Genomic DNA, 26,600 nt, shown 5'->3' on the forward strand with positions numbered 1-26,600 from the left:
AACTATCGTTGTTTCGTGCGTCGGGGGCGTAGCCCCGGCCTACAAGGTTGAAAGGCTCGGACACGGATCAGCTCGGATAAAAGCGGATAAAAGCGAAAAATCAGTGGCTTAATCCGCTTTTTTCGGACTTTATCCGTGTCTAAAAAAAGCCCTTGCCCATAAAGATTTAGAATCGTTCCATCACGCGCTGGCCCCGGCCCGCGCCTAGGACACGGAAACCGAATGTCGCAGCAAACCACGATACGCAAGCTGGCCGAACTGGTGAACACGCCGGTCGAGAAACTGCTGGAGCAGCTGGCCGAGGCCGGCATGAGCTTCAGCGGTCCCGATCAGGTCGTGACCAGCATGGAGAAAGTCAAGCTGCTCGGCTTCCTCAAGCGCGCCCACGGCAAGGCCGAAAAGCCGGCCGAAGCGGCGGCCGCGCCGAAGAAGATCACCCTGAACCGCCGCAAGGTGCAGGAAATCACCGTCGCCGCCGGCCGCAGCAAGACCACGGTCAACGTCGAAGTGCGGCAGAAGCGCACCTACGTCAAGGCCGGCGAAGTGGAAGTGCCGCAGAACGACGAGCGCGACGAAGCCCTGCGCAAACTCGAGGAATCGCGCCGCCGCAACCTGAGCGAACAGCAGAAACTGGCCGAGGACGACAAGCGCCGCGCCGACGAACTGGCCGCCAAGCGCGCCCAGGAAGAAGAGGCCGCCAAGCTCGCCGCCGCCGAAGCCGCTGCGGCCGCCGCCGCGGCTGCAGCGGTCGCCGAGGGCGCCACCGAAGAGGAAGTCGGCCGCGCCGCCAAGCCTTCCAGCCACCACGGCAAGTCCGCGTCGCGCAACGACGTGGCGCCGCGCAACGACGACCGCAACGCGCACAAGCACAAGACGCGCGGCTCGCACGTCATGGTCGCCGGCGTCGAGGACGACGACAACGCCGCGCGGTTCGCCGGTCAGCTGCATCTGAGCGCCAGCGAGCGCGCGCGCCGCACCAGCGCGCGCGGCAAGCCCAAGGCCAAGCGCCAGGTCGAGCAGGCCCGCAGCGGCGGCAGCGCCCAGCACGGCTTCTCGCGGCCGACCGCTCCGATCGTGCGCGAAGTCGCCATCGGCGATGCGATCACAGTGGCCGACCTGGCGCAGAAGCTCGCGCTGAAGGGCGGCGACGTGGTCAAGACGCTGTTCAAGATGGGCGTGATGGCCACCATCACCCAGACCATCGACCACGACACCGCAGTGCTGGTCGTCGAAGAACTCGGCCACACCGCTGTGCGCGCCGACGAAGGCGATGCCGAGACCGAATTGCTCGCTCACGTCGAAGAAACCCAGGGCAACCGCCAGCCGCGTCCGCCGGTGGTCACCATCATGGGCCACGTCGACCACGGCAAGACCTCGCTGCTGGATTACATCCGCCGCACCAAAGTCGCTTCGGGCGAAGCGGGCGGCATCACCCAGCATATCGGCGCGTATCACGTCGAAACGCCCAAGGGCGTGATCAGCTTCCTCGACACGCCCGGCCACGCCGCGTTCACCTCGATGCGCGCGCGCGGCGCCAAGCTCACCGACATCGTGGTGCTGGTGGTCGCCGCCGACGACGGCGTGATGCCGCAGACCAAGGAAGCCGTGCAGCATGCCAAGGCCGCCGGCGTGCCGCTGATCGTGGCGATCAACAAGATCGACAAATCCGACGCCGATCCGCTGCGGGTCAAGAACGAACTGCTCGCCGAGGAAGTGGTCGCCGAGGATTTCGGCGGCGACACCCAGATGGTGGAGCTGTCGGCCAAGACCGGGCAGGGCGTGGATGCGCTGCTCGACGCGATCACGCTGCAGGCCGAAGTGCTGGAACTCGGCGCTGCGCCGGACGGCCGCGCTTCGGGCGTGGTGATCGAATCCTCGCTCGACAAGGGCCGCGGCCCGGTCGCGACGGTGCTGGTGCAGCAGGGCAAGCTCGAGAAGGGCGACTACCTCGTCTGCGGCATCCAGTACGGCCGCGTGCGCGCGCTGTTCGACGAGAACGGCAAGCAGGTGCAGAGCGCAGGGCCGTCGATCCCGGTGCAGGTGCTCGGCCTGTCGGGCGTGCCCGATGCCGGCGACGATTTCGTCGTCGTCGCGGACGAGCGCCTGGCCAAGGACGTGGCGCAGCAACGCGACGCCAAGCGCCGCGAATCGCGCCTGGTCGCCGTGCCGGGCAACCGCATGGAAGACATCATGGCGCAGATGGGCGAGGCCCAAGGCCAGCTCAGCCTGCCGTTGATCATCAAGGCCGACGTGCAGGGCTCGGTGCAGGCCCTGCGCGAAGCGCTGACCGCGCTGTCGACCGATGCGATCCGCATCAACGTGATCGGTTCGGGCGTGGGCGGCATCACCGAATCCGACGCCAATTCGGCGGTGACGTCGAAGGCCACGATCATCGGCTTCAACGTCCGCGCCGACGCTTCGGCGCGCCGGGTGATCGAATCCAACGGCGTCGACCTGCGCTACTTCTCGATCATCTACGACGTGATCGACCAGGTGAAGCAGGTCGCGTCCGGCATCCTCGGCGTCGAGATCCGCGAAGAGATCATCGGCACCGCGGAAGTCCGCGACGTGTTCCGCAGCTCCAAGTTCGGCGCGGTGGCCGGCTGCATGGTGATCGAGGGCGTGGTCAAGCGCCACAAGCCGATCCGCGTGTTGCGCGACAACACCGTGATCTTCGAGGGCGAGCTGGAATCGCTGCGCCGCTTCAAGGAGAACGTCGACGAAGTGCGCAACGGCACCGAGTGCGGCATCGGCGTGAAGCAATACAACGACGTGCAGCCCGGCGACCAGATCGAGTGCTTCGAGCGCATTGAAGTGCAGCGCACGCTGTAAGCCATGGCGCAGAAGAAGTCCTTCCACCGCACCGACCGCGTCTCCGCCCAGCTCCGCCGCGAGCTGGGCGCATTGGTGCGCAAGACCATCGACGAGCACGGGTTGCCGTCGGCGAGCGTGTCCGACGTGGAAGTCACCCGCGACATGGCGCATGCCAAGGTGTTCGTCGTGGCGCTGCAGGCCGACCGCGCCGCGGAAGCGGTGAAAGGGTTGAAGGAGCGCGCCAAGGAGATCCGCTACCAGCTGGCGAACATCATGAAACTGCGGCATGTACCCGAACTGCATTTCCAGTACGACGATTCGGTGGACCGCGGCGAGCGCATCGACAACCTGTTGCGCGATCTGCCGCCTTCCGCCGTCGACGAATCCGATAAGGGCTGAGCCCCGCTTTTGTGGGAGCGGCTTTAGCCGCGAGCTCTTCCCGCTGTAGCGGACAAGATCAAGAGCTCGCGGCTAAAGCCGCTCCCACAAAAAAAGCGGCTAGCCGGCCTATACAATCCCGCCCAATGACCCAAAAGCCGCGCACGCGATTCCGCAAGCTCGACGGCATCCTGCTGCTCGACAAGCCGCGCGGCCTGAGTTCCAACCAGGCGTTGCAGCGCGTGCGCCATCTGTTCCGCGCGGAAAAGGGCGGGCATACCGGCAGCCTGGATCCGCTCGCCACCGGGCTGCTGCCGATCTGCTTCGGCGAGGCGACCAAAATCGCCGGCGGCCTGCTCGGTGCGCGCAAAGCCTACGACACCGTGGCGCGGCTGGGCGTGGTCACCGATACCGACGACGCCGAAGGCCAGCCGCTACGCGAACGCCCGGTGCCGATGCTCGATATCGCTACCCTCGATGCGGCGTTGCGCGACCTCACCGGACGCATCCAGCAACGTCCGCCGATCTACTCGGCGCTCAAGCGCGGCGGCGAGCCGCTATACGCCAAGGCACGACGCGGCGAGACGGTCGAGATCGAAACGCGCGAAGTCGACGTGCATGCCTTCGAACTGCAATCGGCCGCCGACCTGCTCGATGCCGGCGAGCCGTTGCTGCGCCTGCATGTGGAATGCGGCTCGGGCACCTATGTGCGTAGCCTGGTCCGCGACCTGGGCGAGGCGCTCGGCTGCGGCGCCCACGTTGCCGAGCTGCGGCGGCTGTGGGTGGACCCCTTCCGCGAACCGCGGATGTGGACGCTCGAAGCCCTGCAGGCGCTGGCCGCTCGCAGCGAGCGCAGCTTGGAAGCCTGCCTGTTGCCGGTCGAGGCCGGGATGGCCTCCTGGCCCGAAGTGCGAGTGGATCCGGCCCAGGCCCGCCGCCTGGCGCAAGGCCAGACCGTCGCCGGCGATTTCCATCCTGCGGGCGAAGTGGCGCTGTACGGCGAGGAAGGCCGCGTCCTTGGCCTGGGTCATATCGATCCGCAGGGCCGGTTGCGCCCGCAACGCCTGTTCACCTGGGCCGCCCAACCCGGTCCGGCAGGCGATACCCCTCACTAACGCCTTGTTTCGAAAGGGCCTGGCGGCTACAATTTCGCGGCCGTTTTTCGGCCCACACACCCTAGTTCACGGCGAACCACGCGGTGCGCCGCTCCGGCATTTCCCGGTGGCGCGTTCCTGCAGGTTTTCGCATCTACCCAGAGGCAAAAGCATGTCCATCGACACCGGCAAGATCATTGAAGACAACAAGCGCGGCACCGGCGATACCGGCTCCCCGGAAGTCCAGGTCGCCCTGCTCACCGCACGCATCGAACAGCTCACCGGCCACTTCAAGACCCACAAACAGGACCACCACAGCCGTCGTGGCCTGCTGAAAATGGTCAACCGCCGCCGCAGCCTGCTCGACTACCTGCACAAGAAAGACGCCGAGCGTTACAAAGCCCTGATCCAGAAGCTGGGCCTGCGTCGCTAAAAGAATCCGACCGCGGCGCAGCGATGCGCCGCGGTTTTTTGTTACGAATGAAATTCTGTCTTTACGAACGGGCCGCGCAGCGCGGCCACCCGGCCAGGGCAAGGGCCCGCGCCGGTTCATAAGCATCAAGGAAACTAAAGTGGCGAAAATTACCAAGACCTTCCAGTACGGCAAGCAGCAAGTCACCCTGGAAACCGGCGAGATCGCACGCCAGGCCGGCGGCGCCGTGATGGTGTCGTGCGAAGGCACCGTGCTGCTGGTTAGCGCCGTCGCCGCCAAGAGCGCGCGCGAAGGGCAGGACTTCTTCCCGCTCACCGTCGACTACCAGGAAAAGTTCTACGCAGGCGGCCGCATCCCCGGCGGCTTCTTCAAGCGCGAAGGCCGCCAGACCGAGAAGGAAACGCTGATCTCGCGCCTGATCGATCGCCCGATCCGCCCGTTGTTCCCGGAAGAGTTCCGCAACGAAGTGCAGATCATCGCCACCGTGATGTCGATGAATCCGGAAGTCGACGGCGACATCCTGGCCCTGATCGGCGCCTCGGCCGCGCTGTCGCTGGCCGGCACCCCGTTCCAGGGTCCGATCGGCGCCGCCAAGGTCGGCTACAAGAACGGCGAGTACCTGCTGAACCCGACCGTGACCGAGTTGAAGGATTCGGATCTCGAGTTGGTCGTCGCCGGCACCTCCAACGCTGTGCTGATGGTCGAATCCGAAGCGAAGGAATTGTCGGAAGACGTGATGCTGGGCGCAGTGATGTTCGGCCATCGCGAAATGCAGAAAGCGATCAACGCGATCAACGAACTGACCGTCGAAGCCGGCGTCAAGGCGTTCGCCTGGGCCGCTCCGGCCAAGAACGACGCGATGATTTCCGCGCTGACCGAAGCCGTGGGCAACCAGCTGGCCGAAGCCTTCCAGGTGCGCGACAAACTGCAGCGCCGCGACGCGATCGCCGCGATCAAGAAAGACGTGATGCAGTCGCTGGCCGGCCGCGCCGAAGCCGATGGCTGGAACGCGGGCGAGATGTCGAAGGAATTCGGCGAGCTCGAATACCAGACCATGCGCGGCTCCGTGCTCAAGACGAAGGTCCGCATCGACGGCCGCGCGCTCGACACCGTACGTCCGATCGCTTCCCGCGTCGGCATCCTGCCGCGCGTGCACGGCTCTTCGCTGTTCACCCGCGGCGAGACCCAGGCGATCGTCGCCGTGACGCTGGGCACCGCGCGCGACGGCCAGATCATCGACGCCGTCTCGGGCGAGTACAAGGAACACTTCCTGTTCCATTACAACTTCCCGCCTTACTCGGTCGGCGAAGCCGGCCGCATGATGGGTCCGAAGCGCCGCGAGATCGGCCACGGCCGCCTCGCCAAGCGCGGCGTGCTCGCCGTGATGCCGACGATGGAAGCCTTCCCGTACACCATCCGCGTCGTGTCGGAAATCACCGAGTCGAACGGTTCCTCGTCGATGGCTTCGGTCTGCGGCAGCTCGCTGGCGCTGATGGATGCCGGCGTGCCGATTTCGGCGCCGGTCGCGGGCATCGCGATGGGCCTGGTGAAGGAAGACAACGACTTCGTCGTGCTGTCCGACATCCTCGGCGACGAAGATCACCTGGGCGACATGGACTTCAAGGTCGCCGGTACCGAAAAGGGCATCTCGGCGCTGCAGATGGACATCAAGATCCAGGGCATCACCGAAGAGATCATGAAGACCGCGCTGGCGCAGGCCAAGGCCGGCCGCCTGCACATCCTCGGCGAAATGGCGCACGCGCTGACCGCGCCGCGTCCTGAGCTGAGCGATTTCGCGCCGCGTCTGATCACCATCAAGATCCACCCCGACAAGATCCGCGAAGTGATCGGCAAGGGCGGTTCGGTGATCCAGGCCATCACCAAGGAAACCGGCACCCAGATCGACATCCAGGACGACGGCACCATCACTATCGCGTCGGTCGACGCCGCCGCCGGCCAGGCCGCCAAGTCGCGCATCGAGCAGATCACGTCCGACGTCGAGCCGGGCCGCATCTACGAGGGCAAGGTCGTCAAGCTGATGGACTTCGGCGCCTTCGTCACCATCTCGCCCGGAAAGGACGGTCTGGTGCACGTGTCGCAGATCTCCAACGACCGCGTCGAGAAAGTCAGCGACGTGCTCAAGGAAGGCGACGTGGTCAAGGTCAAGGTGCTGGAAGTCGACAAGCAGGGCCGCATCCGCCTGTCGATGAAGGCTGTCGAGGAAGGCGAGGGCGTTACCGCCGAGTAAACCACGACTCCATCGCAGCGAACACGAAAAAGCGGGCCACGGCCCGCTTTTTCTTTGCCTTGTCCTTGTAGAGCGGAGTCTGCTGCTTCGGCTCTTCTTAGGAGCGGCTTCAGCCGCGAGCTCTTTCCCGCAAAGCCGCCCTACGAAAAGCCGCGAACCGGCATAGAGGCCAGTCGTCGCAAACCAGGCCGGAATCTGGAAGCGTGCGGTTGTTATTTTTTTGTTATTCGAATCTTTTTTGAGAAAAATCTCAATTTAATGGCCACTTATTTTTCTGACCTCCGTCATGTAGGGCGCGGGTGGCCATGGATCGATGGACGATTCGCAAGATTGGGATATGGAGAGTCCTTGATGCGTGGACCCGCACCTCCCTCCGTCACCTACCTCGAGGACTTTCAAATGAACAAGCAGCTTCTTGCGGCATTGTTGGCTATCCCCGCCGTCCTTTCGGCCGGCCATGCCTCGGCGAATCCTTGGCTCAACGGCACCCAGATCAATGGCCTGTCGGCTCCGGCCCCGGACTTCCGCCTCAACGACACCCAGATCAATGGTCTGCCGGTTCCGGCTGCTGCCGACATCTGTTGTCTCAACGGCACCCAGATCAATGGTCTGGTGGCTCCGGGTCCGATCGTGCAGCTCATCCAATCCCAGAGCTCCGCTGCGGCGCCTAACTGGTCCGCGCTGCAGGTGTCGGGGATGACTGTGCGCCTGGCGTCGGGAATCTGATATGCGGCCTGTTCTGGCCTGTTTGTGCGTATGGTTGGCGCTCGCCGGCGCGATGCCGGCGAGTGCGGCGGATCTTTCCGTCGAAGGCACCGGCTTCGTCCTGCATCAGGACGGCCGCACCTTCAAGAGCCAGGAATTGATGAGTGCGGAGATCGAGTTGGGCGGAGGGCATTGGCTTCGCATCGATGCAGTACGGACCGATCCCGCGGACCCCGACATCCTGCTTCATAGCTTCAGCACGCGCGACGCGCGTAGCGGCTGGCACAACCCCTGCACCGTGGACCGCAACGGCAAGCAGGAGGGTTTTCCCTTGCCCGGCCGCTGGGACGATGCGGGACGCTTCCACGTCAATAGCGATTTCATCGCCATAACCTGCACCGATGGCGCGCAAGCCAAGTGCGTGCGCTTCGGCTACAAGCCCTGGAAAACCTCCAGCGACGGGCGCTCTCTGGTGCCGTTGTACGAAGCCTGCGTACGGATGGTGCGCGCCGATTATTGCGGCGATGGCGCCACTGCTACTTCGGACGGCACGCCTGTCGAAATCTTCGACGGCCACGGCGTGTGGCAACCCGACCGGCTGCCGGGGTTCGTATTCGAAGCCGGCTGGACGCATGCCGGCGCCGTATGCGTCCGGCATACGCGCATTGCTAAGAACCTGGGCTTGGATGAACTGGTCAAGCGTTGTCCGCGTTTGGCTAGTGCGGTGGGCGATATTTGCGACGAACAAGAAGCGCGTCGTCGCGGCGCCGTGTTGTTCAACGCTTCGCGTTAACGACCGAGACGAGCTCTTGATTTTGTGGGAGGGACTTCAGCCCCGACCGGCGCCGGTCGAGGCTGAAGCCCCTCCCACAAAGGCGGGAAATCAGGACTTCCCGTCGAACAACTCGCGCCCGATCAGCATGCGCCGGATCTCGTTGGTGCCGGCACCGATCGCATACAGCTTGGCGTCGCGCAGCAGACGGCCGGTGGGGTACTCGTTGATGTAGCCGTTGCCGCCCAGCGCCTGGATCGCTTCCAGCGCGACCTGTACGCAGGCTTCCGAGGCGTGCAGCAGGCAGCTGGCGGCATCGATGCGGGATTTGCGGCCGGCGTCGAAATCGCGCGCCACCTGGTAGGCGAACGCGCGCGACGACTGCAGTGCGGTATACATGTCGGCGATCTTGCCCTGCATCAGTCCGAAGGTGCCGATCGGCGCGTCGAACTGCCTGCGCTCGCGCACGTAGGGCAGGGCGGCGTCCATCGCCGCCTGCATCAGGCCCAGCGGGCCGCCGCTGATCACCAGGCGCTCGGTGTTGAGGCCGTTCATCAGCACTTTGACGCCGCGGTTCACTTCGCCCAGCACGTTCTCGGCGGGGATTTCGCAATTCTCGAACACCAGCTCGCAGGTGTTGGAGCCGCGCATGCCGAGCTTGTCCAGCTTCTGCGCGGTCGAGAAGCCTTTCATGCCTTTTTCGACGATGAACGCGGTCATGCACTGCGAGCCTGCGTCCTTGCCGGCGGTGCGCATGTAGACCACCGCGATATCGGCTTCCGGGCCGTTGGTGATCCACATCTTGCTGCCGTTGGCGACCCAAACGTCGCCGCGTTTTTCCGCGCGGCACTGCATCGAGCCGACCACGTCCGAACCTGCGCCGGGCTCGCTCATCGCCAGCGCGCCTTTCCATTCGCCGCTGCACAGCTTGGGCAAGTACTTATTGCGCTGTTCCTCGTTGCCGTTGGCGTAGAGGTTGGACACGCACAGATTGGAATGCGCGACGTAGGACAGCCCCACCGAACCCGAGGCGCGGGAGATCTCCTCCATCGCCACCAAGTGCGCCAGATAGCCCATGTCGCTGCCGCCGTATTCGCCCGGCACGGTCATGCCGAGCAGGCCCATCTCGCCCAGCTTGGTCCACAGGTCCTGCGGGAAGAGATTCTCCTCGTCGATCTGCGCCGCGCGCGGCGCGATCTCGGCATCGGCGAAGCGGCGGACCGCATCGCGGAGGGCATCGATTTCTTCGCCTAACGAGAAAGGTCGCATGTCAGTCCAGATCGAAGAAGTAGGAGCGCCAGCTTGTGCAGTTCCCCCTTTGAAAAAGGGGGGCAGGGGGGATTTGCTTTTGCCTTCAAAGCTTTTAAAGCAAAAACAACATCAAGAGCAAATCCCCCTCGATCCCCCTTTTCCAAAGGGGGAGGCACAGCAAAACCTTAATGCCCGCGGATGCGTCCCTGGAAACGCGGCGCGGAACGGCCCAGCGGCAGTTTCAGCTTGCCGATGGTGCTGATCCGCTCTTCGGCCAAGCGGTCGGCCGCCTGGTAGGTGCGGATGCCGTCGCGCTCTGCGATCTCGTAGATCCGCGCGAGGTTGTGGTAGATGGTGCGCATCATGCGCATGGCGCGCTCGCGGTTGTAGCCGTCCAGCTCCAGCGCCACGTTCATCACGCCGCCCGCGTTCACAGCGTAGTCCGGCGCGTACAGGATGCCGCGCTTTTCGACTTCGTCGCCGATCGCGTTGTTGGCCAGCTGGTTGTTGGCCGCGCCGCAGATGATCTTGGCCTTCAGGCGGGGCAGGGTCTGCTCGTTGACCGTGCCGCCCAGCGCGCAGGGGGAATAGACGTCGGCGTTGACGTCGTAGATCTCGTCCAGGCCGACGGCTTCGGCGCCGTATTCGCTGACGGCCTTGTCGACCAGGCCCTTGTTGATGTCGGTGACGAAGATCTTGGCGCCGCGTTCCTTCAGCAGCTTCACGTATTCCATGCCTACGTGACCCAGGCCCTGCACGGCGTAGGAGTACTTGCCGACTTCCTCGTCGCCGTATTTCTTGTTGAGCGTGGCCATCAGGCCCTGCAGCGTGCCGTAGGCGGTGAAGGGCGACGGATCGCCCGAACCGCCGTGCACCTGGTGCACGCCGGTGACGTATTCGGTTTCGCGGTACACGTATTCCATGTCGTTGACGTCGATGCCGACGTCTTCGGCGGTGATGTAGCGGCCGCCCAGCGATTCGACGAACTGGCCGAACGCGCGGAACAGCGCCTCGGACTTGTCGGTGGCCGGATCGCCGATGATCACCGCCTTGCCGCCGCCGATGTTCAGGCCCGCGACCGCGTTCTTGTAGGTCATGCCGCGGCTCAGGCGCAGCACGTCGTTGAGCGCATCGCCCTCGGTCTTGTACGGCCACATGCGCGTGCCGCCCAGCGCGGGGCCCAGCACCGTGTTGTGGATCGCGATGATGGCCTTCAGGCCGGCGTCCTTGTTGTGGCAGAAGACGACCTGTTCGTGGCCGAAAGTATCGAGGGTTTCGAAAATCATCATGAACTCCAAGCGCCGACGGCGGATTGCGCATCGTGCGGGATGTTAAGTAAGTGGAATAAGATATTGAAATGCCTGCATTTCCTGGCGGTGGGAATGCGCAGCCAGGACGCTGCAGGCGCGATATTCTAAGCAGTTCCGGCCATAAAAGCCCGCGAAAACAGGCATACGCAGGCGGATGGGTCCGGGTGGTTCAGGCGTCCCGGTAGCGGCGGTGGCGGAAGCGCAGCGTGGCCAGCCATTTGGGTCCGCTGCGGACGATGCGTTCGGGCGTGGGCTCGGGCTCGATGCCGTCGACGATCACCGCGCGGCCCGCCGCGGCTGCGATCGGACCGCTGGCGTCGAACACGATCCCGCCGCCGCCGCGCACCTCGTTCAGGAAGACATGGATGGTGCGGATGCGTTCGCCGGCTCGCGTCGCTGCACCGCTGCGGTCCTGTTTGGGTTCGCGCGGCAGGTAGGGCTGGCCGGCATCGAAGCGCGACAGCAACAACGGCTCGGCCTGCGCCAGTTCCATCCGTGCCGAACGCGCCATGCGCAATTCCACCAGCCGCAGCGCCAGGTCTTCGTAGCCGATGTCGATATCCAGCGACACCGGCGACTTAGCGCGGTGCGGCGCGCTGGCGATTAGCAGGCGGCATTCGTCGGCGGACAGCAAGCCGTCGATTTGCATGACGCGCGGTTCCGACGACAACAGTTGCGTCGGCACGGCATGCAGATTGTCTTCCAGTGCGATGGTACCCGGCGGCGGCGCTTTGGCGTGGCCCTCGGCCGGCGCGTCGGTAAGCGTCACTGCGATGTCGGGCAGGGTCGGCACGCCCAGCTCCGCCAGCCGCCGCGCGATGCGCCGCGCCGCTTCGGGCTGCAGGCTGCAGCCTTCGCCGCGCGCCAATCGTTCGGCCAGCAGTTGCGCGGAGATCACGTCGCCGAAACTGGCGGCGCGGTCCAGCAGGCGCACGCACGAACTCTGGTCCACCTCGTGCCGCTTGCGGCCGAAGTGGATCGCCGCCGCGCGCAAGGCCAGCGGGTACTCGCCCTGCACGGCGCTCAGCACGCGTTCGTTGATGCGGCCGTCGCGCGGCATCGCCACGCCGCCCAGCGACACGAAGGCCAGGTAATAGCTGGCTTCGGCCTGTCCCGCCGCTTCCGCGCGGCGCAGCCAGTACACGGCCGTGCGCGGATCGGCCAGGCAACCGTTGCCTTGCAGCAGCATCCGCGCCGCTGCGATCTGCGCCAGGGCATGGCCTTCGATCGCCGCGCGCTTGTGCATCGCGAAGGCTTGTTCGGCATCGCCTTTGGCGGCCAATGCAGTGGCGACCCGGTACATCGCTTCCGGATCGCCGCTATCGATGGCGTTGCGCAACCCGGCCAGTTCCTGTTCGGTAGTGGCGGCGGGGGTCATTACGGCGCTCACAGCTGCGATTCGATCGGCAACCAGCCGATCGCACGCGTCAACGCGCGCTTGGCCGCGCTGGTGTCCGGCTCGCGATCCAGCAGCATAGGCGGCTTGTGCGCGCGGTCGAGCCAGCGCAGGTCGCCTTCGCCGTTGAGGAATACCCAGTAGCTGAGTTCCGGCGACGCCAGGCGCAGGTATTCGTTGCGCAGCGCGACGGCCAGGCCGGCGTCCTCGAAGATCACGCCCATTTCGGTGTTGAGGTCGATCGAACGCGGATCGAGGTTGAACGAACCGACGAAGCCGCGTTCGTCGTCGACCACGAAAGCCTTGGTATGCAGGCTGGCGCCGCTGCTGCCGAACATGCTCGCGCCGCTGCCGGCCTGCCCGCTGCGCGCCTGCGCGCGCAGTTCGTACAGGCGCACGCCGCCGCGCAACAGGTCTTCGCGATACTTGCTGTAGCCGCCGTGCACCGCGAACACGTCGTTGGCGGCCAGCGAGTTGGTGATCACGCCCACTTCCACGCCGTCGCGCGAAAGCCTCAGGAAATCTGCCGTCACCGTGGGGCCGGGCACGAAGTAGGGCGAGATCACCAGCGCTTTGCGCCGCGCATCGCCCAGTTCGTCGTGGATGCGCTGGGCCAGCCAGTCCTTGCGGTCGCTGTCCTTCCATTTCAACGGCGGATCGGCGACCACGTGGATGCGGTCGCTCCAGAAAGGCTGCAGCGTCTGCGACAGGTAGTTGCGCACTTTTTCGGAAGCGTCGACGCGCTGCAGGTAGCGCTGCGCGTGCTCGCCCTTGGCCTCGCGGCGCGCGTCGTCGATCAGGAATTTCAGTTCGCGCGGATATTTGCGCGTCAGCGCCGACAGCGGCACCGCGGCGGCGCTGTTCCAGTACCGGTCGAAGATCTCGCTGGCTTCGCCGACCGCCGGGCCGAACAGCAGCAGGTCCAGGTCGCGGAAATTCATCTCCACCGCGGCGTCGAAATACTCCTCGCCGATATTGCGCCCGCCCACCACCGCGACGCGGCCGTCGGCGATCCAGGCCTTGTTGTGCATGCGGTGGTTGACGCTGAACACGCGCTGCGCCAGTTCCAGCAGCCGCCACAAGCCCTTGCGGTTGCGGAACGGGTTGTAGACGCGGATCTCGATGTTCTCGTGCTGGTCCAGCGCGAGCAGCTTGGAGTCCAGCCCCTCGGCGTTCATGTCGTCGATCAGCATGCGCACGCGCACGCCGCGCTGCGCGGCCAGGTAGGCTTCGCGGCCCAGCAGGCGGCCGGTGAGGTCGTCGTGCCAGATGTAGTACTGCAGGTCCAGGCTGCGGCCGGCGCGGCGGGCGGACATGGCGCGCGCGGCGAAGGCGTCCAGGCCGTCCGGCAGCATCAGCGCGCCGGTCTGGCCGGGGTGGCGGGCCAGCAGCGGCACCAGCTCGCGATCGAGCACGGTCTGCGTCGGGTGCAGCGGCAGCGCGGTGCTGGGCGTGCCGGTGGCCGGCGGCGTCAGGTAGTCGGCCAGGAAGATCCCGCTGACGATCATCAGCGACAGCGCGAAAGCGCCCCAGGCCAGGATGCGTTTGACGCGCGTCATTCGGGCTTCCCCAAGTCCGTGATGCAGCCGATACGGTGGAGTATCGGGCGCGCCGGGCGCGGCCACAAGCGGAGCGCGAAGCCAGTCGCGGTTTGGGAGACGGGGGTTTCGTACGATGCTCCGACGCGAAAGCCCGATGTCGCTGCGTTCTAGCCCTTTCCCGCTTGCGGGAGAGGGTTGGGTGAGGGCACGCGGGCTCCCAAGGCTTCTTCGAAGCTTTCTGGAGCAATTCAAAGTCACTGGGTTCCCGCCTTCGCGGGAATGACGGCTTTAAAAACTAAAGCGTTAAGGTCCAAACAAAGCGGAGCTGAGAAATCCGCCCAACAGAGGAAACCAGGATGGCCACCCGCAAAACCCCCCGCGCCCCCGCCGCCGACACCCGCCTGTTCGACGCCCGCCCGGACACCGCCGATTTCCGCGACCGCATGTTCGAACCCACCCTGGTCGACGTACCCGAATCGGTGCCCCTGTCGCGCCACCTGCGCCTGAACGTGCCGATCCTGGACCAGGGCGAGGAGGGCGCCTGTACGGCCTTCGGCCTGGCCACGGTGGCGCATACCCTGCTGCGCACCCGCGCATCGGGCGCCAACCGCATCCAGGTCAGCACCCGCATGTTCTACGACATGGCGCGGCGCTACGACGAATGGCACGGCGAGAGCTATTCCGGCTCGAGCTGCCGCGGCGCGATGAAAGGCTGGCACCGCCACGGCGTGTGTTCCGAACGCGTCTGGCCCTACAAGCCCGGCCTGCAGATGGAGCCGTACACCGAAGCGCGCGCGCGCGACGCCTTGCGCAATCCGCTCGGCGCCTACCTGCGCGTCAACCACAAGGACCTGGTGGCGATGCACGCTGCCTTCGCCGAAGTCGGCGTGCTGTACGCGTCCTGCGGCGCGCATGCGGGCTGGCTGGAACCGCCCAAGAGCGGCATGCTGGCCTGGCGCGAGCAAGAGGAAGTGGGTTACCACGCGTTCGCCATCGTCGGCTACGACAGCGACGGTTTCTGGTTCCAGAACTCCTGGGGCCGCGATTGGGGCCGCGGCGGTTTCGGCCACGTCAGCTACGACGAATGGCTGCAGCGCGGCACCGACGTCTGGGTCGCTCGGCTGGCGGTGCCGGTGCACCTGCGCCGCGCGCAGGCCGCCGCGGTCAGCAATTCCGCGCTGGCGCGGCAATCCACCGGCTATGCGCAGGCAGACCTGCGCCCGCACGTGATCAGCCTGGGCAACAACGGCCAGTTGCGCGACAGCGGCCGCTTCGGCACCACCGTCGACGACGTGCGCAACATCGTCCGCAAGGACATGCGCGAAACCATGCGCAACTGGAAGAAGAAGCGCGTGCTGCTGTACGCCCACGGCGGGCTGGTGCCGGAACAGGCCGCGATCCAGCGCGTCGCCGACTACCGCGAAGCGATGCTCAAGGAAGAGATCTATCCGCTTTGCTTCATCTGGAAGACCGATTTCTGGAGCACGCTGGGCAACGTGCTGCGCGACGTGGCAAAGCCGCGCAGCGAAGGCCTGCTCGACAAGGCCAAGGACCTGCTGCTGGACCGCCTGGACGACACGCTCGAACCGCTGGCGCGCGCGCTCGGCGGCAAGGCGCTGTGGGACGAGATGAAGGAGAACGCCATCCTCGCCACGACCGCCGTGGTCCGCACCGCCGGCGGCGTGCAGGAAGCCGGCGGCGCTGCGCAAGTCGCGCGGCTATTGCACGAATGGCAGCAGCAGGATCCGTCCGTGGAGTTGCATATCGCAGCGCACAGCGGCGGTTCGGTGCTGATGGCGCCGCTGCTGCAACTGCTCACGCGGCCAGGGCAGATCATCGGCGGGCCGGCGCACGGCATGTCCGGTCTGGGCGGCAGGGTGGAAAGCGTCAACCTGTGGGCGCCGGCGGTAACGATGGACATGTTCCTGATGAGCTACGTGCCGGCGATCGAATCCAAAGCCGTCGATCGCGCCTGCCTGTTCACCCTCACCGACAAAGCCGAGAACGACGATCACTGCGCCGGCATCTATCACAAGTCGCTGCTGTACCTGGTCGCGCACGCGTTCGAAGCGCAGGCGCGCAGCTGGGTGGACCGCCGGTTGAGCCAGGGTACGCCGTTGGCCGGCATGGCGCGTTTCATCGAAGCCAAGACGCCCGCCGACCAGGCTTACGGCTACGAGCGCGTGCAGAAACTGATCCGCGACGGCCGCCTGGGCTGGGTGCAATCGCCCACGCCCACGCCGTCGCCCGATAGCGCCAACGCCACCGCGCACGGCGGCTTCGACGACGACCGCGCCACGCTGGAAGCCACCATCGCCCGCATCCTGGGCAAGCGCGGCATGCCGGTCAGCTTCGACATCCACCGCTCCGAGGCCGGCTTGGAAGAGCGCCGCCGCATGCTCTGCAACGCCCTCGACCTCTGACGCAAGCGCTTACGGAAGCGGAAGCCGTCTGCGAGCTCCACGCTACAGGCGGACGACATCGTCAGCGGCGACGCACCACCCAATACCCATCATGGAAGCGCCAGTGCGGCCCATACGGCCGCCAGCGCGCCGGCACATACGCATAACCGCGCCGCGCCGGCACGTAATGGCCGCCGATCCAGACATGGCGCCGCCCGTTCCAGCGCCAATAACCCGGCGCCCAGACGTAACCGGGCCGCACCACCACCCGCTCGTACCTCGGCGGCGGCGGCGCGATGCCGACATTGATGCTGACGTAGCCGCGCGCCTGCGCCGGCGCGCTATGCAGCGCCGCTAACGGAATCGCAGCGATCGCGGCGGCAAGGAGGAGGGGGCGCAAATTCATAACAGGACTCCGTTGTGGGGCGACGGATCACCACCGTCATCGCTCACAACGCGGGCCCGGCCGGCGTGTTGACGTGGCACCGTCCGCGATTCAGCGTCCACTTAAGCCCTCTCCCGCTTGCGGGAGAGGGTTGGGTGAGGGCGCGCGACATCACCAGATTGCCGCGAACCTCGCTGGAGCCGCACCGCTGGCCCCTCCCGGAGCCAAGCGACCGCCCGCGCTACAATACGTCCATCGCTGATTCCGTATAGAGCCGCGCCATGAGCACGCCTGCCCAGAGCATCCCGCAGACCCAGCCCGACACCGCGCCGCTGCGCTTCGTCACCGCCGCCAGCCTGTTCGACGGCCACGACGCCGCGATCAACATCATGCGCCGGCTGATCCAGTCGCAGGGCGCCGAAGTCGTCCACCTGGGCCACAACCGTTCGGTGGAAGACGTGGTCCGCGCCGCGCTGCAGGAAGACGCCGACGCGATCGCGCTGTCCAGCTACCAGGGCGGCCACGTCGAATACTTCAAGTACATGGTCGACATGCTCAAAGAACGCGGCGCCCCGCATATCCGCGTGTTCGGCGGCGGCGGCGGCACGATCACGCCGGAAGAAATCCGCGAACTCGAAGCTTACGGCGTCGAACGCATCTACCACCCCAACGACGGCATGAAGATGGGATTGGTGGAGATGATCGAGGACGTGGTCAAGCGCGCCGCCGGCGCGCGCGAGGCCGCCGCACGCGACGTTACCAAGAACGACACGCCCAGCATCGACGACGAAATCGCCATTGGCCGCGTGCTCAGCGCGCTGGAGGACGGCATCGTCTCCGAAACCGACCTGGCCAAGCTGCGCAAGCAATGGCAACTCGCCGCCGGCAGGACGCCCGTCGTCGGCATCACCGGCACCGGCGGCGCCGGCAAATCCTCGGTCACCGACGAATTGCTCAACCGCTTCCTCGCCAATTTCCCGAAGATGCGCATCGCGGTGATCTCGGTCGACCCGACCCGCCGCCGCACCGGCGGCGCGCTGCTCGGCGACCGCATCCGCATGAACTCGCTGCGCAGCCACCGCGTCTACATGCGTTCGATGGCCACGCGCCGGCAGAACGTGGCCACCAACGCCGTGCTGAAGGATTGCATCGCGTTCCTGAAAGGCCTGGGCTACGACCTGGTGATCGTCGAGACCGCGGGCATCGGCCAATCCGATTCGGAAATCGTCGACCTGGTCGATTTCCCGATGTACGTGATGACCAGCGACTACGGCGCGGCCAGTCAGCTGGAAAAGATCGACATGATCGATTACGCCGAACTGATCGTACTGAACAAGTACGACAAACGCGGCGCCGAAGACGCGCTGCGCGACATCCGCAAACAATGGAAGCGCAACCGCGTCGCCTTCAAGACCGCTGACGAAGACGTCCCGGTCTATCCCACCATCGCCAGCCAGTTCAACGACCCCGGCATCAGCTGGATGTTCGCCAACCTGTGCCGTTTGCTCAGCGCCAAGCTGCACCTGCCGGCCGAGCAATGGACGCCGCACATCGACACTTCGCTCAAGGAACCGCGCGCCACCGTCCTGATCCCCGGCGCCCGGGTCCGCTACCTGGCCGAAATCGCCGAACAGGGCAGGGCGATCAACGCCGGCATCGACAAGCAGGCCGAAGCGGCCGACCGTGCGCAGAGCTACTGGCAGTCGCTGCAGGACATCGGCGACGATAAGTTGCCCAAGCAGCTCGATCTTTACAGCGTCGATGCTTTGCATCCCTCTCCCTCCGGGAGAGGGACCGAGGGTGAGGGTTCGGCGGCTAGTGGAGTCGCTGGTGCTCCGAACCCTCACCCCAACCCCTCTCCCGAGGGGAGAGGGGTTCAAGCGCCCGATCGCTCGCTGCTGACCCTGCGCCAGCGCTACAACGACGCCATCCAATCGCTTTCGTCGGAGTCGCTCAAACTGTTGCGAGAATGGCCGCAACGCCTGAAATCGATCACCGACGAAGTGACCGAATACGAAGTCCGCGGCAAGAAGATCCGCGTCGAAAACTACCGCGAATCGCTCAGCCACCAGAAAATACCGAAGATCGCCGCGCCCACCTACAAGAGCTGGGGCGAGCTGCTGGTCTTCCTGCAGAAAGAAAACCTGCCCGGCAGCTACCCGTACACCGGCGGCGTCTACCCGTACCGCCGCACCGGCGAAGACCCCATCCGCATGTTCGCTGGCGAAGGCACGCCCGAGCGCACCAACCGTCGCTTCCATTACCTCAGCGTCGGCCAGCCGGCCGCGCGCCTGTCCACCGCTTTCGACAGCGTCACGCTGTACGGCGAAGACCCGGCGCCGCGCCCGGACATCTACGGCAAGATCGGCAACTCCGGCGTCAATATCCCCACGCTCGACGACATGAAGAAGCTGTACTCCGGCTTCGACCTGTGCGCGCCGACCACCAGCGTGTCGATGACCATCAACGGCCCGGCGCCGATCATCCTGGCGATGTTCATGAACACCGCCGTCGACCAGCAGGTGGAGAAATACCTGAAGGCCGATCCGCAGCGCTGGGCCGATGCCGAGAAGAAGATCGCGAAACTCTTCGAAGGTCGCCAGCGTCCGCAATACCACGGCGAATTGCCGCCGACCAACGACGGTTTGGGCCTAGGCCTGCTCGGTTTGTCCGGCGACCAGCTCGTCGATGCCGACACCTACGCCCGCATCAAGGCCGAAACCCTGGCCAGCGTGCGCGGCACGGTGCAGGCCGACATCCTGAAGGAAGACCAGGCGCAGAACACCTGCATCTTCAGCACCGAATTCGCGCTGCGCATGATGGGCGACATCCAGCAGTACTTCGTCGACCAGAAAGTGCGCAACTTCTATTCGGTCAGCATTTCCGGCTATCACATCGCCGAAGCCGGCGCGAACCCGATTTCGCAATTGGCGTTCACGCTCAGCAACGGCTTCACCATCGTCGAGTACTACCTCGCGCGCGGCATGAAGATCGACGACTTCGCGCCCAACCTGTCGTTCTTCTTCAGCAACGGCATGGACCCGGAATACACCGTCATCGGCCGCGTCGCCCGCCGCATCTGGGCCCGCGCCATGCGCGAGCGCTACGGCGCGGACGCGCGCAGCCAGATGATGAAGTACCACATCCAGACCAGCGGCCGGTCGCTGCACGCGCAGGAAATCCAGTTCAACGACATCCGCACCACGCTGCAGGCGTTGTACGCGTTGTTCGACAACTGCAACAGCCTGCACACCAACGCCTACGACGAGGCCATCACCACGCCCACCGAAGAAAGCGTGCGCCGCGCGGTGGCGATCCAGATGATCATCAACAAAGAGCTGGGCCTGAATTTCAACGAGAATCCGTGGCAGGGCAGTTTCGCGGTCGAGTACCTCACCGACATCGTGGAAGAAGCCGTGTACAAGGAGTTCGAAGCTATCAGCGAGCGCGGCGGCGTGCTCGGCGCCATGGACACCATGTACCAGCGCGGCAAGATCCAGGAAGAGTCGATGTACTACGAGCACAAGAAGCACGACGGCTCGCTGCCCCTGGTCGGCGTCAACACGTTCCTGCCCAAGGAACACGGCGGCGAGATCGCCACCGAGATCGAACTGATCCGCAGCACGGAAGGCGAGAAGGGCCAGCAGATCGAAAACGTCGCCCACTGGCAAGCCTCGCGCAACGCGCTAGCCCCGAAAGGCGAAACCTCCCACGCCCACCTGGCCGACGCCGACGAAGAAACCGACTTCATCCACGACGGCCACGGCCTGGCCTACCTACAAAACACCGCCCGTAACCGGCAGAACGTGTTTGCGGCGTTGATGGAGGCTGTGAAAACGCACAGCTTGGGGCAGATCAGCCATGCGCTGTATGACGTAGGCGGCGAATACCGCCGCAACATGTAAAAGCCCTACATTTCGATCAGGGTTAGTCGCATAGCGGAGCTTCACCTTGCGCTTGAGTATGGCCTAATTATCCGTAACGACGATATTCATGGTGGGAGCTGCATATGCTCGATCTTGTTTTTGGCAAGAAAAGTGATCCGCGTGCTGTTGAGGCGCTCGTCGACGCGGTGCGTGATCAGCCTTGGACAGGAACGCTATACGTCGGGTATCCAGTATTTGCAGGCGAGGATACTTCGGCCGTAACCGATGCGCTGCTTACCACCTTAGAGCATGGGATTGTAGTTTTCGATTTATCTTCTCATGAATTTATTGATCTCCAGCCAGCGGAGTTAACTGCTGCAGTTCTTTATCGCCAAAAAGAACTTCGGCGTAAGCTGAACTCGAGACTTGTCGCACAAGAAGAACTAGTCAAGGATGATGGTGTAACTCTGGCTTTTACAATCAATTGCCTCACGCTTGTAGCTGATGATCTCGGCCCGAATGTTCCGGCCTCAGTAATTACTCCACAAAGGTTAGTTGACACCATTCGTCAATTGCCGCCGATGCCGGAGCAGTACTACCGACCAATGAATGCGGCGGTGCAGAAGACGGCAGCACTACGCCCGCGAAAGAAAAGGTTGAATGTTCGCAATCCAAACTCAATGGGGGCGTCGATAAAATCGCTGGAGTCTCAGATTGCGAATCTCGATAAATGGCAAAAGAAGACAGCTATTGAGTCACCGGATGGCCCGCAACGTATACGAGGTTTAGCCGGAAGCGGTAAGACAATTATCCTCGCCCTGAAGGCCGCCTATCTTCATGCAAACGATCCAGATGCCGATATTGTCGTTACATTTAATACAAGGTCTTTATATCAGCAATTCAAGAATCTGATTAGACGGTTCTATTTCGATCAAACAAACGATGAGCCAGATTGGGAAAAGCTACGCGTTCTGCATGCTTGGGGAAGCAATTCGGAACCAGGTCTGTATTCTTCAGTTGCCGCTGCTGCTGGTACGACACCTGTTCCTTTCGGGGCTGCTCGCTATAAGTATGGGTACTCAGAGGCCTTTACCGGTGTAACGTCTGAATTGGTTTCTCATCTGAGGCGAGTTAATTTTCGGCCAGTTTATGATTATCTGCTAATCGATGAGGCGCAGGATTTTCCCGCTTCTTTCTTTCAGCTAGCTTTCTTGGTCACAAAGGACCCTAAGCGCTTGGTTTGGGCATACGATGAATTGCAGAATCTCAATGACTCGAACATGCCAACTATCAGCCAACTCTTCGGCCTGGATACCAATGGAAATCCGAATGTAGAAATAAACAACGAAGAAGGTAAGCCGCAGCAAGATATTCTGCTGCCAATTTGTTATCGAAATCCTTCGTGGCTTCTCACAATGGCGCTGGGGCTTGGTCTCGGAATAAAGCGACCGAACCGACAGTACGCACAAATGTTCGGCGACCCTGATTTCTGGAAAGAAATTGGTTACGACGATGCGAATGGACAGCCCGGTTTTGGGCGGGAAGTCAGACTCGTAAGGGATCCAGAGCGTTCCGCACAATTTTTTTCGGATGTATTGACGCCCGCGGATTCTGTCTCTTGGAGAGTATTCGCGAATGCGGAAGAACAGATCGAATGGATTGCGGCGGATATCAACCGCGTGATGAAGCACGAGGAGCTTGACGCGAATGACATTCTGATAGTAATTCCAGATTCGATTAACTCACCTGCTATCGGGGACTCATTGTCACAAGCCTTGGCTCGTTACTCCGTAAACAGCCATATTATTGGCGTCACTGCGAGTCGCGATGTGGTGTTTGTCGATGGTTCTGTAGCGATGAGCGGTATTTATAGAGCTAAAGGTAACGAAGCTCCTTTGGTTTACGTGGTAGGGGCTGAGTACTGCTATGGCGCAGTGGAGCTTAGTCGGCGCCGAAATATGCTTTTTACGGCTCTGACCCGTGCTAAGGCGTGGGTTCGTGTGTGCGGGGTTGGGCCTCACATGCAAATGCTAGCGAACGAGATGGAGCAAATATCTGCCGAAAATTATGAGCTCCGATTTACTTATCCTACTCTTCCTGAGATCCAGCGCCTCAAGAGCAGTTATCGAGAGAAAACAGCCAAGGAAAAGCGTGCGGTTAAAGGGGAGATAAGACATACGGAAAGATTGCTTCAAAGATTGATGAATGGCGAGATTGATATGTCGGATCTTCCGCCAGGGCTTGCTGAGTTGCTTCGGAAGGGAATTCAGTGACCCATGATTACAAGTGATGTCGCAATTCGGCAGTCATTGGCCAGAATTAAGGAGAATTTGCTTGAGGCAGATTTACTCTATGACTGGAATGAGGCGGTTGTTGAGCGTGCCGCGCACGGCCGCAGGCGGGTCACGTGGGCCACTGATGGGACGCGTCCAGTGCTTTCAGTTCATCAAAACGCAAGCATTGAAGAATATCTGGGTTTCCTTGAGGGACGGCATTACAATTTTCTAGCGAATGACGGCGCTATTTTCCAATTTTCCTACGACTTGCGACGCGATGGGTCAGTGGAATCAAGCCGACTGCTGTGGTTTCCATGTCCTGTGGAGTTCACCCGGGAAGAGCTTGAGTATGCGTCAATTAAAGAGCTTGTCGAAACCGCGCCAGCAGCTATGTTGCAGTGTCGCGGGCAGCTAAGGTTTGACTACAGTCCCGCGCAGGTCGCGGAGAATCACTCATGCACGCATTTGCATATTGGTGCGGAAAATTTCAGGTTGCCAGTCCAGCGTCCGTTGGAACCTTGTCGTTTCGTTCGGCTGGTAATTCGTACAGCCTATCCATCAGCGTGGGATGCTGTGCATGGTTTTCGCAACGCCGAGAACTGGAACGCCGGAGACGCATTGAGTGATCAAGACCGTACTTATGGCAACCTCGCATGGAACGTTATGGCGGCTGCCGCAAACTAACGTAGCGCGATAAGTTTGGAGTGAAATCCCATCATCACCATCTTTCACCTCCCGCAACAGCATCTGATAAGCCGCCCCAATCAGCCGGCATATCGCGGGCTTTGATGTATCGGTGAATCGAGCTATAAGCCCAGTCTGAGGCGAGCCGCGCATACCCGTGCTTGACCGGGTTGAAGTGGCTGAGCGAAGCCACCCTGGGCGCCACTATCCCCTGCCACGGACCCGGGCGCAGCCTTCGGCCTTACCCAGGCTACGGCATGGAGGGTCAGAGTTTCCCGATAGACAGCGCCTAGTGAGTCCACTAGGCTGCCGGCGGGGAGTGAGTTTGATCTGAGGGGTGACAATGCGGTCAATCTCCGCCTATCTGCTTGGGGTTCTTCTCGTGTTTGGTGTGGTGGACGAGAGCCTCGCCTCGTCAAAAGGCGCGCCGGCCAAAAGCACGAAACCAGACCCGAACGTTGAGGAACTACGGAAGCTGCTTAGTCAGCCCGAGGGTTTCATCGACCTAGCAAAGGCCAAAGTGGCCATCGACCACATGGTCGATCCCAAGGTTGATGTGCAGGGCACGCTTCGACTGCTCGATCAATGGGCCGATAAAGTGCGTGCCCGCTTTCCGCCGGGCGCTTCCAACAAGGCAAAATTGAATCTTCTGATATCGACGCTCTACGAGCCGGGGCCTTGGAATGATTACCGTCCCTTTGGCTATGATTTCAGAGGGCCACGCATACAGGCACTTAGCGATACCTTCCTATCGACTTACCTGACTACACGTAAGGGCCAGTGCGTCATCATGCCGATTGCCTTTGTTCTATTGGGACAGAAGCTTGGTTTGCCTATCACTATGTCGATGGCACCTCACCACCTGCTGGGCAAGTATGGCGATGAGGAAAATGGCACATGGATGAATATCGAAGCTACGAGCGGCAAAATCTATTGGGATGGCCAGTTCGAACAAAGCCCTTTGGTGGGCTTATCTCCCGATTGGGCGGAGAAAGGCGCCTTTCTCAGGCCGTTCTCTCAAAGAGAATCGGTCGCCTTGTTCGCTACCTCCACGCTTGCGCCTTTCTACAAGAGCAAATGGCAGCCTGAGCGGTTACTCGAAGTGGTCGATCTGGTCCTCGCAACCAATCCCAAAGATGCGGTGGCGATGACGTACAAGGCCGATGCTTATTACCAGTTGATAGAGCAGCGTTTCAAGCGCAATTACCCGTTAGCCGAGCAAATTCCGCCGGCAGAGCGCAAGCAATACTTTTTCTACAGCCGTGAGAACCTTGCGTGGTACGAAAAAGCCGAAGCGCTTGGGTGGAAGCAATGGTCTTCGGAAGATTGGGCTAAATATGAAGCGCATTTTATAAAACAAAAAAACAGCCAGCCAAAAGAGGGTAAGCAATGAGCGTCTTTAAGACACTGACCAGCGCTTTAGTGGCGTTGTCATTGATGGTGTCGGGATTTGCAAATGCCGGTGTTGATCCGGTTCAGCCTGATCCTAATACCGGCGCAAACTTTAATAGATATGCGTATGCAAATAACAACCCATACAGATACGTCGATCCGGATGGGCGGTTCGGGAGAGATTTCGACTCGATCTCTAAGGACGCAGAAACCTATCTAAAGACGCCGCCACCAAGTGATAAGGATTGGCTCGGTCCTGCCATTGGCTACTCGCTGATTGGCATTGGCGCTATAGCCGCTGCACCGGTTGCGGCCGAAGTTGGTATGACGGTATACACCAGTCCAAGTACCATAGCTGTTGGGACTGACATTGCTGCTGGTGCAGCCGGCGTAACGGGCACAGCCGGTCTGGCAAGTCTAGCCAGTCGCGTTTCTCAGGTTCATAGTGCTCTCCACCCAATCGCAGCAAACATGCGAACGACAGCAGGATTACAAACCGCGCAAGGCGCCCGCATATTTGGTAGCGGTGCCCTTAGCGATTTAACACCTGCACAACGTAGCCTTCTTGGCGCAGGCGAGATCGCGGCAAGAGCCCCTGGGGCACATGCCGAAGCCACTGTTCTTGGCGCTGCCGCACAAAGAGGATTGACTCCGGCTTCGATGGAGGTGTCTCGCACTATTTGCCCGGCGTGTCAGCAATTAATCGAAAGCACCGGTGGCAGAGTTGTTACGCCCCAGAGAGCGGAGTGGTGATCGAAAGTGCTTACTTTTAATGAACAAGTGCTCAAAGAGCAGTTGGCGGAAATGGTCGAAGTACGGCGTTCTCTGTTCGCTGCGATGGTTGCAACAAGGCTCTCTGTCGGCTACGAATCTTATGCCGGCGTTGGCAGCGGGAAATTCAAAGCGGGGTTAGATTATCTGTGGGCGAATCTGGACGCTAAGGGGTCTACACAAGATGTAAGTCGTTATGTGGAGGAAGCTATTGCGCTTATCCCAGAAGAAAGCGATGCGCAGCGCCCTTTTGCGGCGCAAGCGGACAATGCCGCGTCTGCGCTGGCATACGCTCTTAGAAGTTTGATAGACCGCAATCCCCAAGAAGCGGCTTGGGCAGCAAGGGTGGCTTATGAAAGTGCGGATAACCTTGTTATCCAGCGTGCGGATGTCGAAATCGGCGGTGAGGAGGCGGAAAATCGCATCATTGAAGATCCACTTATACAAAGCGAACTCGACAGGCAGCGCCTTGATGTTGAAATTGCCGCAACATCTGCACTCGATGAAGCCACGTTTGAACGATTGCGCGCAGAATGCCGTGAATGGGGGCTCAACTTCTTCGGCAGATTAAGCTAATGCAACTCAGCATGTCGAAGCGAAGCGAGGTTGGTATGTCGCACAAAAAAGCCCTCGTAGGATGGGTTAAGCGAAGCGATACACATCGCGCACCTTCACACGGCTCGCGTTCTATGGCAGCGCGGATACTGGCTGCAGTCCTAAAGGTTTGACTGAAAAAACAGAGTCAGATTCACCTATCGGTTGATGTAGCCTTGCGCGGCCAGCGCGGTAGGTTGGGGTGAAACCCCAACATCGCGGCCTTTCACCTGCCGCGACGCCATCGGATGAGCGGAAAACGGGGTCAGGTCGACTTATCAGATGATG

19 protein-coding genes are annotated in these 26,600 nt (G+C 62.4%); 14 read left to right on the top strand and 5 right to left on the bottom strand.

The annotated features are described in order from the left end of the window. Positions 1-222: 222 nt before the first annotated feature. The 7 genes from infB to M2650_RS01630 all read left to right on the top strand — a co-directional run bounded on the left by infB (position 223) and on the right by M2650_RS01630 (position 8,465). Positions 223-2,832 (top strand): translation initiation factor IF-2, encoded by a 2,610-nt coding sequence (infB, locus tag M2650_RS01600; RefSeq protein WP_249470341.1) that lies wholly within the window; start codon positions 223-225, stop codon positions 2,830-2,832. Positions 2,833-2,835: 3 nt separating this feature from the next. Next, a complete protein-coding gene (gene rbfA, locus M2650_RS01605; RefSeq protein ID WP_249470349.1) occupies positions 2,836-3,213 on the top strand; it encodes a 30S ribosome-binding factor RbfA in 378 nt (125 codons plus the stop codon). A gap of 125 nt (positions 3,214-3,338) precedes the next feature. Then, entirely contained in the window at positions 3,339-4,307 is a 969-nt protein-coding gene (gene truB / locus M2650_RS01610) for a tRNA pseudouridine(55) synthase TruB (protein ID WP_249470351.1), read from the top strand. A 151-nt stretch (positions 4,308-4,458) separates the two neighbouring features. Continuing rightward, positions 4,459-4,719 carry a 30S ribosomal protein S15 gene (gene rpsO, locus M2650_RS01615; RefSeq protein ID WP_249470357.1) on the top strand — a complete coding sequence of 87 codons (261 nt, stop codon included), beginning with the start codon at positions 4,459-4,461 and terminating at the stop codon, positions 4,717-4,719. A 139-nt stretch (positions 4,720-4,858) separates the two neighbouring features. Beyond that, positions 4,859-6,967 (top strand): polyribonucleotide nucleotidyltransferase, encoded by a 2,109-nt coding sequence (pnp, locus tag M2650_RS01620; RefSeq protein WP_249470359.1) that lies wholly within the window; start codon positions 4,859-4,861, stop codon positions 6,965-6,967. Between the two features lie 399 nt (positions 6,968-7,366). After that, entirely contained in the window at positions 7,367-7,693 is a 327-nt protein-coding gene (locus M2650_RS01625; RefSeq protein WP_249470364.1) for a hypothetical protein, read from the top strand. 1 nt (position 7,694) lies between these two features. Continuing rightward, on the top strand, positions 7,695-8,465 hold the full coding sequence (locus M2650_RS01630; RefSeq protein ID WP_249470366.1) for an ADYC domain-containing protein: 771 nt from the start codon (positions 7,695-7,697) through the stop codon (positions 8,463-8,465). Between the two features lie 90 nt (positions 8,466-8,555). Here M2650_RS01630 and M2650_RS01635 read toward each other — a convergent pair whose 3' ends face one another. From M2650_RS01635 to M2650_RS01650, 4 genes are all read right to left on the bottom strand, one after another. Beyond that, positions 8,556-9,713, bottom strand: coding sequence for an isovaleryl-CoA dehydrogenase (locus M2650_RS01635; protein WP_249470368.1), 1,158 nt, complete (start codon positions 9,711-9,713; stop codon positions 8,556-8,558). A 167-nt stretch (positions 9,714-9,880) separates the two neighbouring features. Further along, positions 9,881-10,981, bottom strand: a complete 1,101-nt coding sequence (locus tag M2650_RS01640; protein WP_249470370.1) for a Glu/Leu/Phe/Val dehydrogenase dimerization domain-containing protein — start codon at positions 10,979-10,981, stop codon at positions 9,881-9,883. Between the two features lie 193 nt (positions 10,982-11,174). Further along, positions 11,175-12,383 (bottom strand): hypothetical protein, encoded by a 1,209-nt coding sequence (locus tag M2650_RS01645; protein ID WP_249470372.1) that lies wholly within the window; start codon positions 12,381-12,383, stop codon positions 11,175-11,177. An 8-nt stretch (positions 12,384-12,391) separates the two neighbouring features. Then, positions 12,392-13,960 (bottom strand): phospholipase D family protein, encoded by a 1,569-nt coding sequence (locus M2650_RS01650; protein WP_249470374.1) that lies wholly within the window; start codon positions 13,958-13,960, stop codon positions 12,392-12,394. Between the two features lie 338 nt (positions 13,961-14,298). Here M2650_RS01650 and M2650_RS01655 point away from each other — a divergent pair, with 338 nt between their 5' ends. Then, positions 14,299-16,365 (top strand): C1 family peptidase, encoded by a 2,067-nt coding sequence (locus M2650_RS01655; RefSeq protein WP_249470376.1) that lies wholly within the window; start codon positions 14,299-14,301, stop codon positions 16,363-16,365. A gap of 61 nt (positions 16,366-16,426) precedes the next feature. On the opposite strand, the gene M2650_RS01660 is transcribed toward M2650_RS01655, so the two are convergent. Then, on the bottom strand, positions 16,427-16,750 hold the full coding sequence (locus M2650_RS01660) for a hypothetical protein (RefSeq protein WP_249470377.1): 324 nt from the start codon (positions 16,748-16,750) through the stop codon (positions 16,427-16,429). A gap of 260 nt (positions 16,751-17,010) precedes the next feature. Between M2650_RS01660 and M2650_RS01665 the strand changes: the two genes are divergently transcribed. The 6 genes from M2650_RS01665 to M2650_RS01690 all read left to right on the top strand — a co-directional run bounded on the left by M2650_RS01665 (position 17,011) and on the right by M2650_RS01690 (position 26,294). After that, positions 17,011-20,634, top strand: coding sequence for a methylmalonyl-CoA mutase family protein (locus M2650_RS01665; RefSeq protein WP_249470379.1), 3,624 nt, complete (start codon positions 17,011-17,013; stop codon positions 20,632-20,634). A 104-nt stretch (positions 20,635-20,738) separates the two neighbouring features. Next, the gene (locus M2650_RS01670; protein ID WP_249470381.1) at positions 20,739-22,868 is read left to right on the top strand and encodes a DEAD/DEAH box helicase; all 2,130 of its coding nucleotides are present in this window, start codon (positions 20,739-20,741) and stop codon (positions 22,866-22,868) included. Between the two features lie 3 nt (positions 22,869-22,871). Continuing rightward, positions 22,872-23,555, top strand: coding sequence for a DUF2290 domain-containing protein (locus M2650_RS01675; protein ID WP_249470383.1), 684 nt, complete (start codon positions 22,872-22,874; stop codon positions 23,553-23,555). A 343-nt stretch (positions 23,556-23,898) separates the two neighbouring features. Next, complete coding sequence (locus M2650_RS01680) at positions 23,899-24,948, top strand: transglutaminase family protein (protein ID WP_249470385.1); 1,050 nt, start codon at positions 23,899-23,901, stop codon at positions 24,946-24,948. Further along, on the top strand, positions 24,945-25,700 hold the full coding sequence (locus tag M2650_RS01685; RefSeq protein WP_249470387.1) for a hypothetical protein: 756 nt from the start codon (positions 24,945-24,947) through the stop codon (positions 25,698-25,700). Before M2650_RS01680 ends, M2650_RS01685 begins: the two co-directional genes overlap by 4 nt. 6 nt (positions 25,701-25,706) lie before the next feature. Next, on the top strand, positions 25,707-26,294 hold the full coding sequence (locus M2650_RS01690) for a DUF416 family protein (RefSeq protein WP_249470389.1): 588 nt from the start codon (positions 25,707-25,709) through the stop codon (positions 26,292-26,294). Positions 26,295-26,600: the final 306 nt, after the last annotated feature.

The organism is Luteimonas galliterrae (assembly GCF_023374055.1).
In the GTDB taxonomy this organism is placed as follows: Bacteria; Pseudomonadota; Gammaproteobacteria; order Xanthomonadales; family Xanthomonadaceae; genus Luteimonas_C; species Luteimonas_C galliterrae.

What these genes read in the sequence shown, in the direction of transcription:
- M2650_RS01635 (WP_249470368.1), bottom strand. Translation starts at nt 9,713, where the DNA reads ATGCGACCTTTCTCGTTAGGCGAAGAAATCGATGCCCTCCGCGATGCG.
- M2650_RS01655 (WP_249470376.1), top strand. Translation starts at nt 14,299, where the DNA reads ATGGCCACCCGCAAAACCCCCCGCGCCCCCGCCGCCGACACCCGCCTG.
- M2650_RS01625 (WP_249470364.1), top strand. Translation starts at nt 7,367, where the DNA reads ATGAACAAGCAGCTTCTTGCGGCATTGTTGGCTATCCCCGCCGTCCTT.
- M2650_RS01660 (WP_249470377.1), bottom strand. Translation starts at nt 16,750, where the DNA reads ATGAATTTGCGCCCCCTCCTCCTTGCCGCCGCGATCGCTGCGATTCCG.
- M2650_RS01650 (WP_249470374.1), bottom strand. Translation starts at nt 13,960, where the DNA reads ATGACGCGCGTCAAACGCATCCTGGCCTGGGGCGCTTTCGCGCTGTCG.
- M2650_RS01685 (WP_249470387.1), top strand. Translation starts at nt 24,945, where the DNA reads ATGAGCGTCTTTAAGACACTGACCAGCGCTTTAGTGGCGTTGTCATTG.
- truB (WP_249470351.1), top strand. Translation starts at nt 3,339, where the DNA reads ATGACCCAAAAGCCGCGCACGCGATTCCGCAAGCTCGACGGCATCCTG.
- M2650_RS01640 (WP_249470370.1), bottom strand. Translation starts at nt 10,981, where the DNA reads ATGATTTTCGAAACCCTCGATACTTTCGGCCACGAACAGGTCGTCTTC.
- infB (WP_249470341.1), top strand. Translation starts at nt 223, where the DNA reads ATGTCGCAGCAAACCACGATACGCAAGCTGGCCGAACTGGTGAACACG.
- M2650_RS01630 (WP_249470366.1), top strand. Translation starts at nt 7,695, where the DNA reads ATGCGGCCTGTTCTGGCCTGTTTGTGCGTATGGTTGGCGCTCGCCGGC.
- M2650_RS01645 (WP_249470372.1), bottom strand. Translation starts at nt 12,383, where the DNA reads ATGACCCCCGCCGCCACTACCGAACAGGAACTGGCCGGGTTGCGCAAC.
- M2650_RS01680 (WP_249470385.1), top strand. Translation starts at nt 23,899, where the DNA reads ATGCGGTCAATCTCCGCCTATCTGCTTGGGGTTCTTCTCGTGTTTGGT.
- M2650_RS01670 (WP_249470381.1), top strand. Translation starts at nt 20,739, where the DNA reads ATGCTCGATCTTGTTTTTGGCAAGAAAAGTGATCCGCGTGCTGTTGAG.
- M2650_RS01665 (WP_249470379.1), top strand. Translation starts at nt 17,011, where the DNA reads ATGAGCACGCCTGCCCAGAGCATCCCGCAGACCCAGCCCGACACCGCG.
- M2650_RS01675 (WP_249470383.1), top strand. Translation starts at nt 22,872, where the DNA reads ATGATTACAAGTGATGTCGCAATTCGGCAGTCATTGGCCAGAATTAAG.
- rpsO (WP_249470357.1), top strand. Translation starts at nt 4,459, where the DNA reads ATGTCCATCGACACCGGCAAGATCATTGAAGACAACAAGCGCGGCACC.
- rbfA (WP_249470349.1), top strand. Translation starts at nt 2,836, where the DNA reads ATGGCGCAGAAGAAGTCCTTCCACCGCACCGACCGCGTCTCCGCCCAG.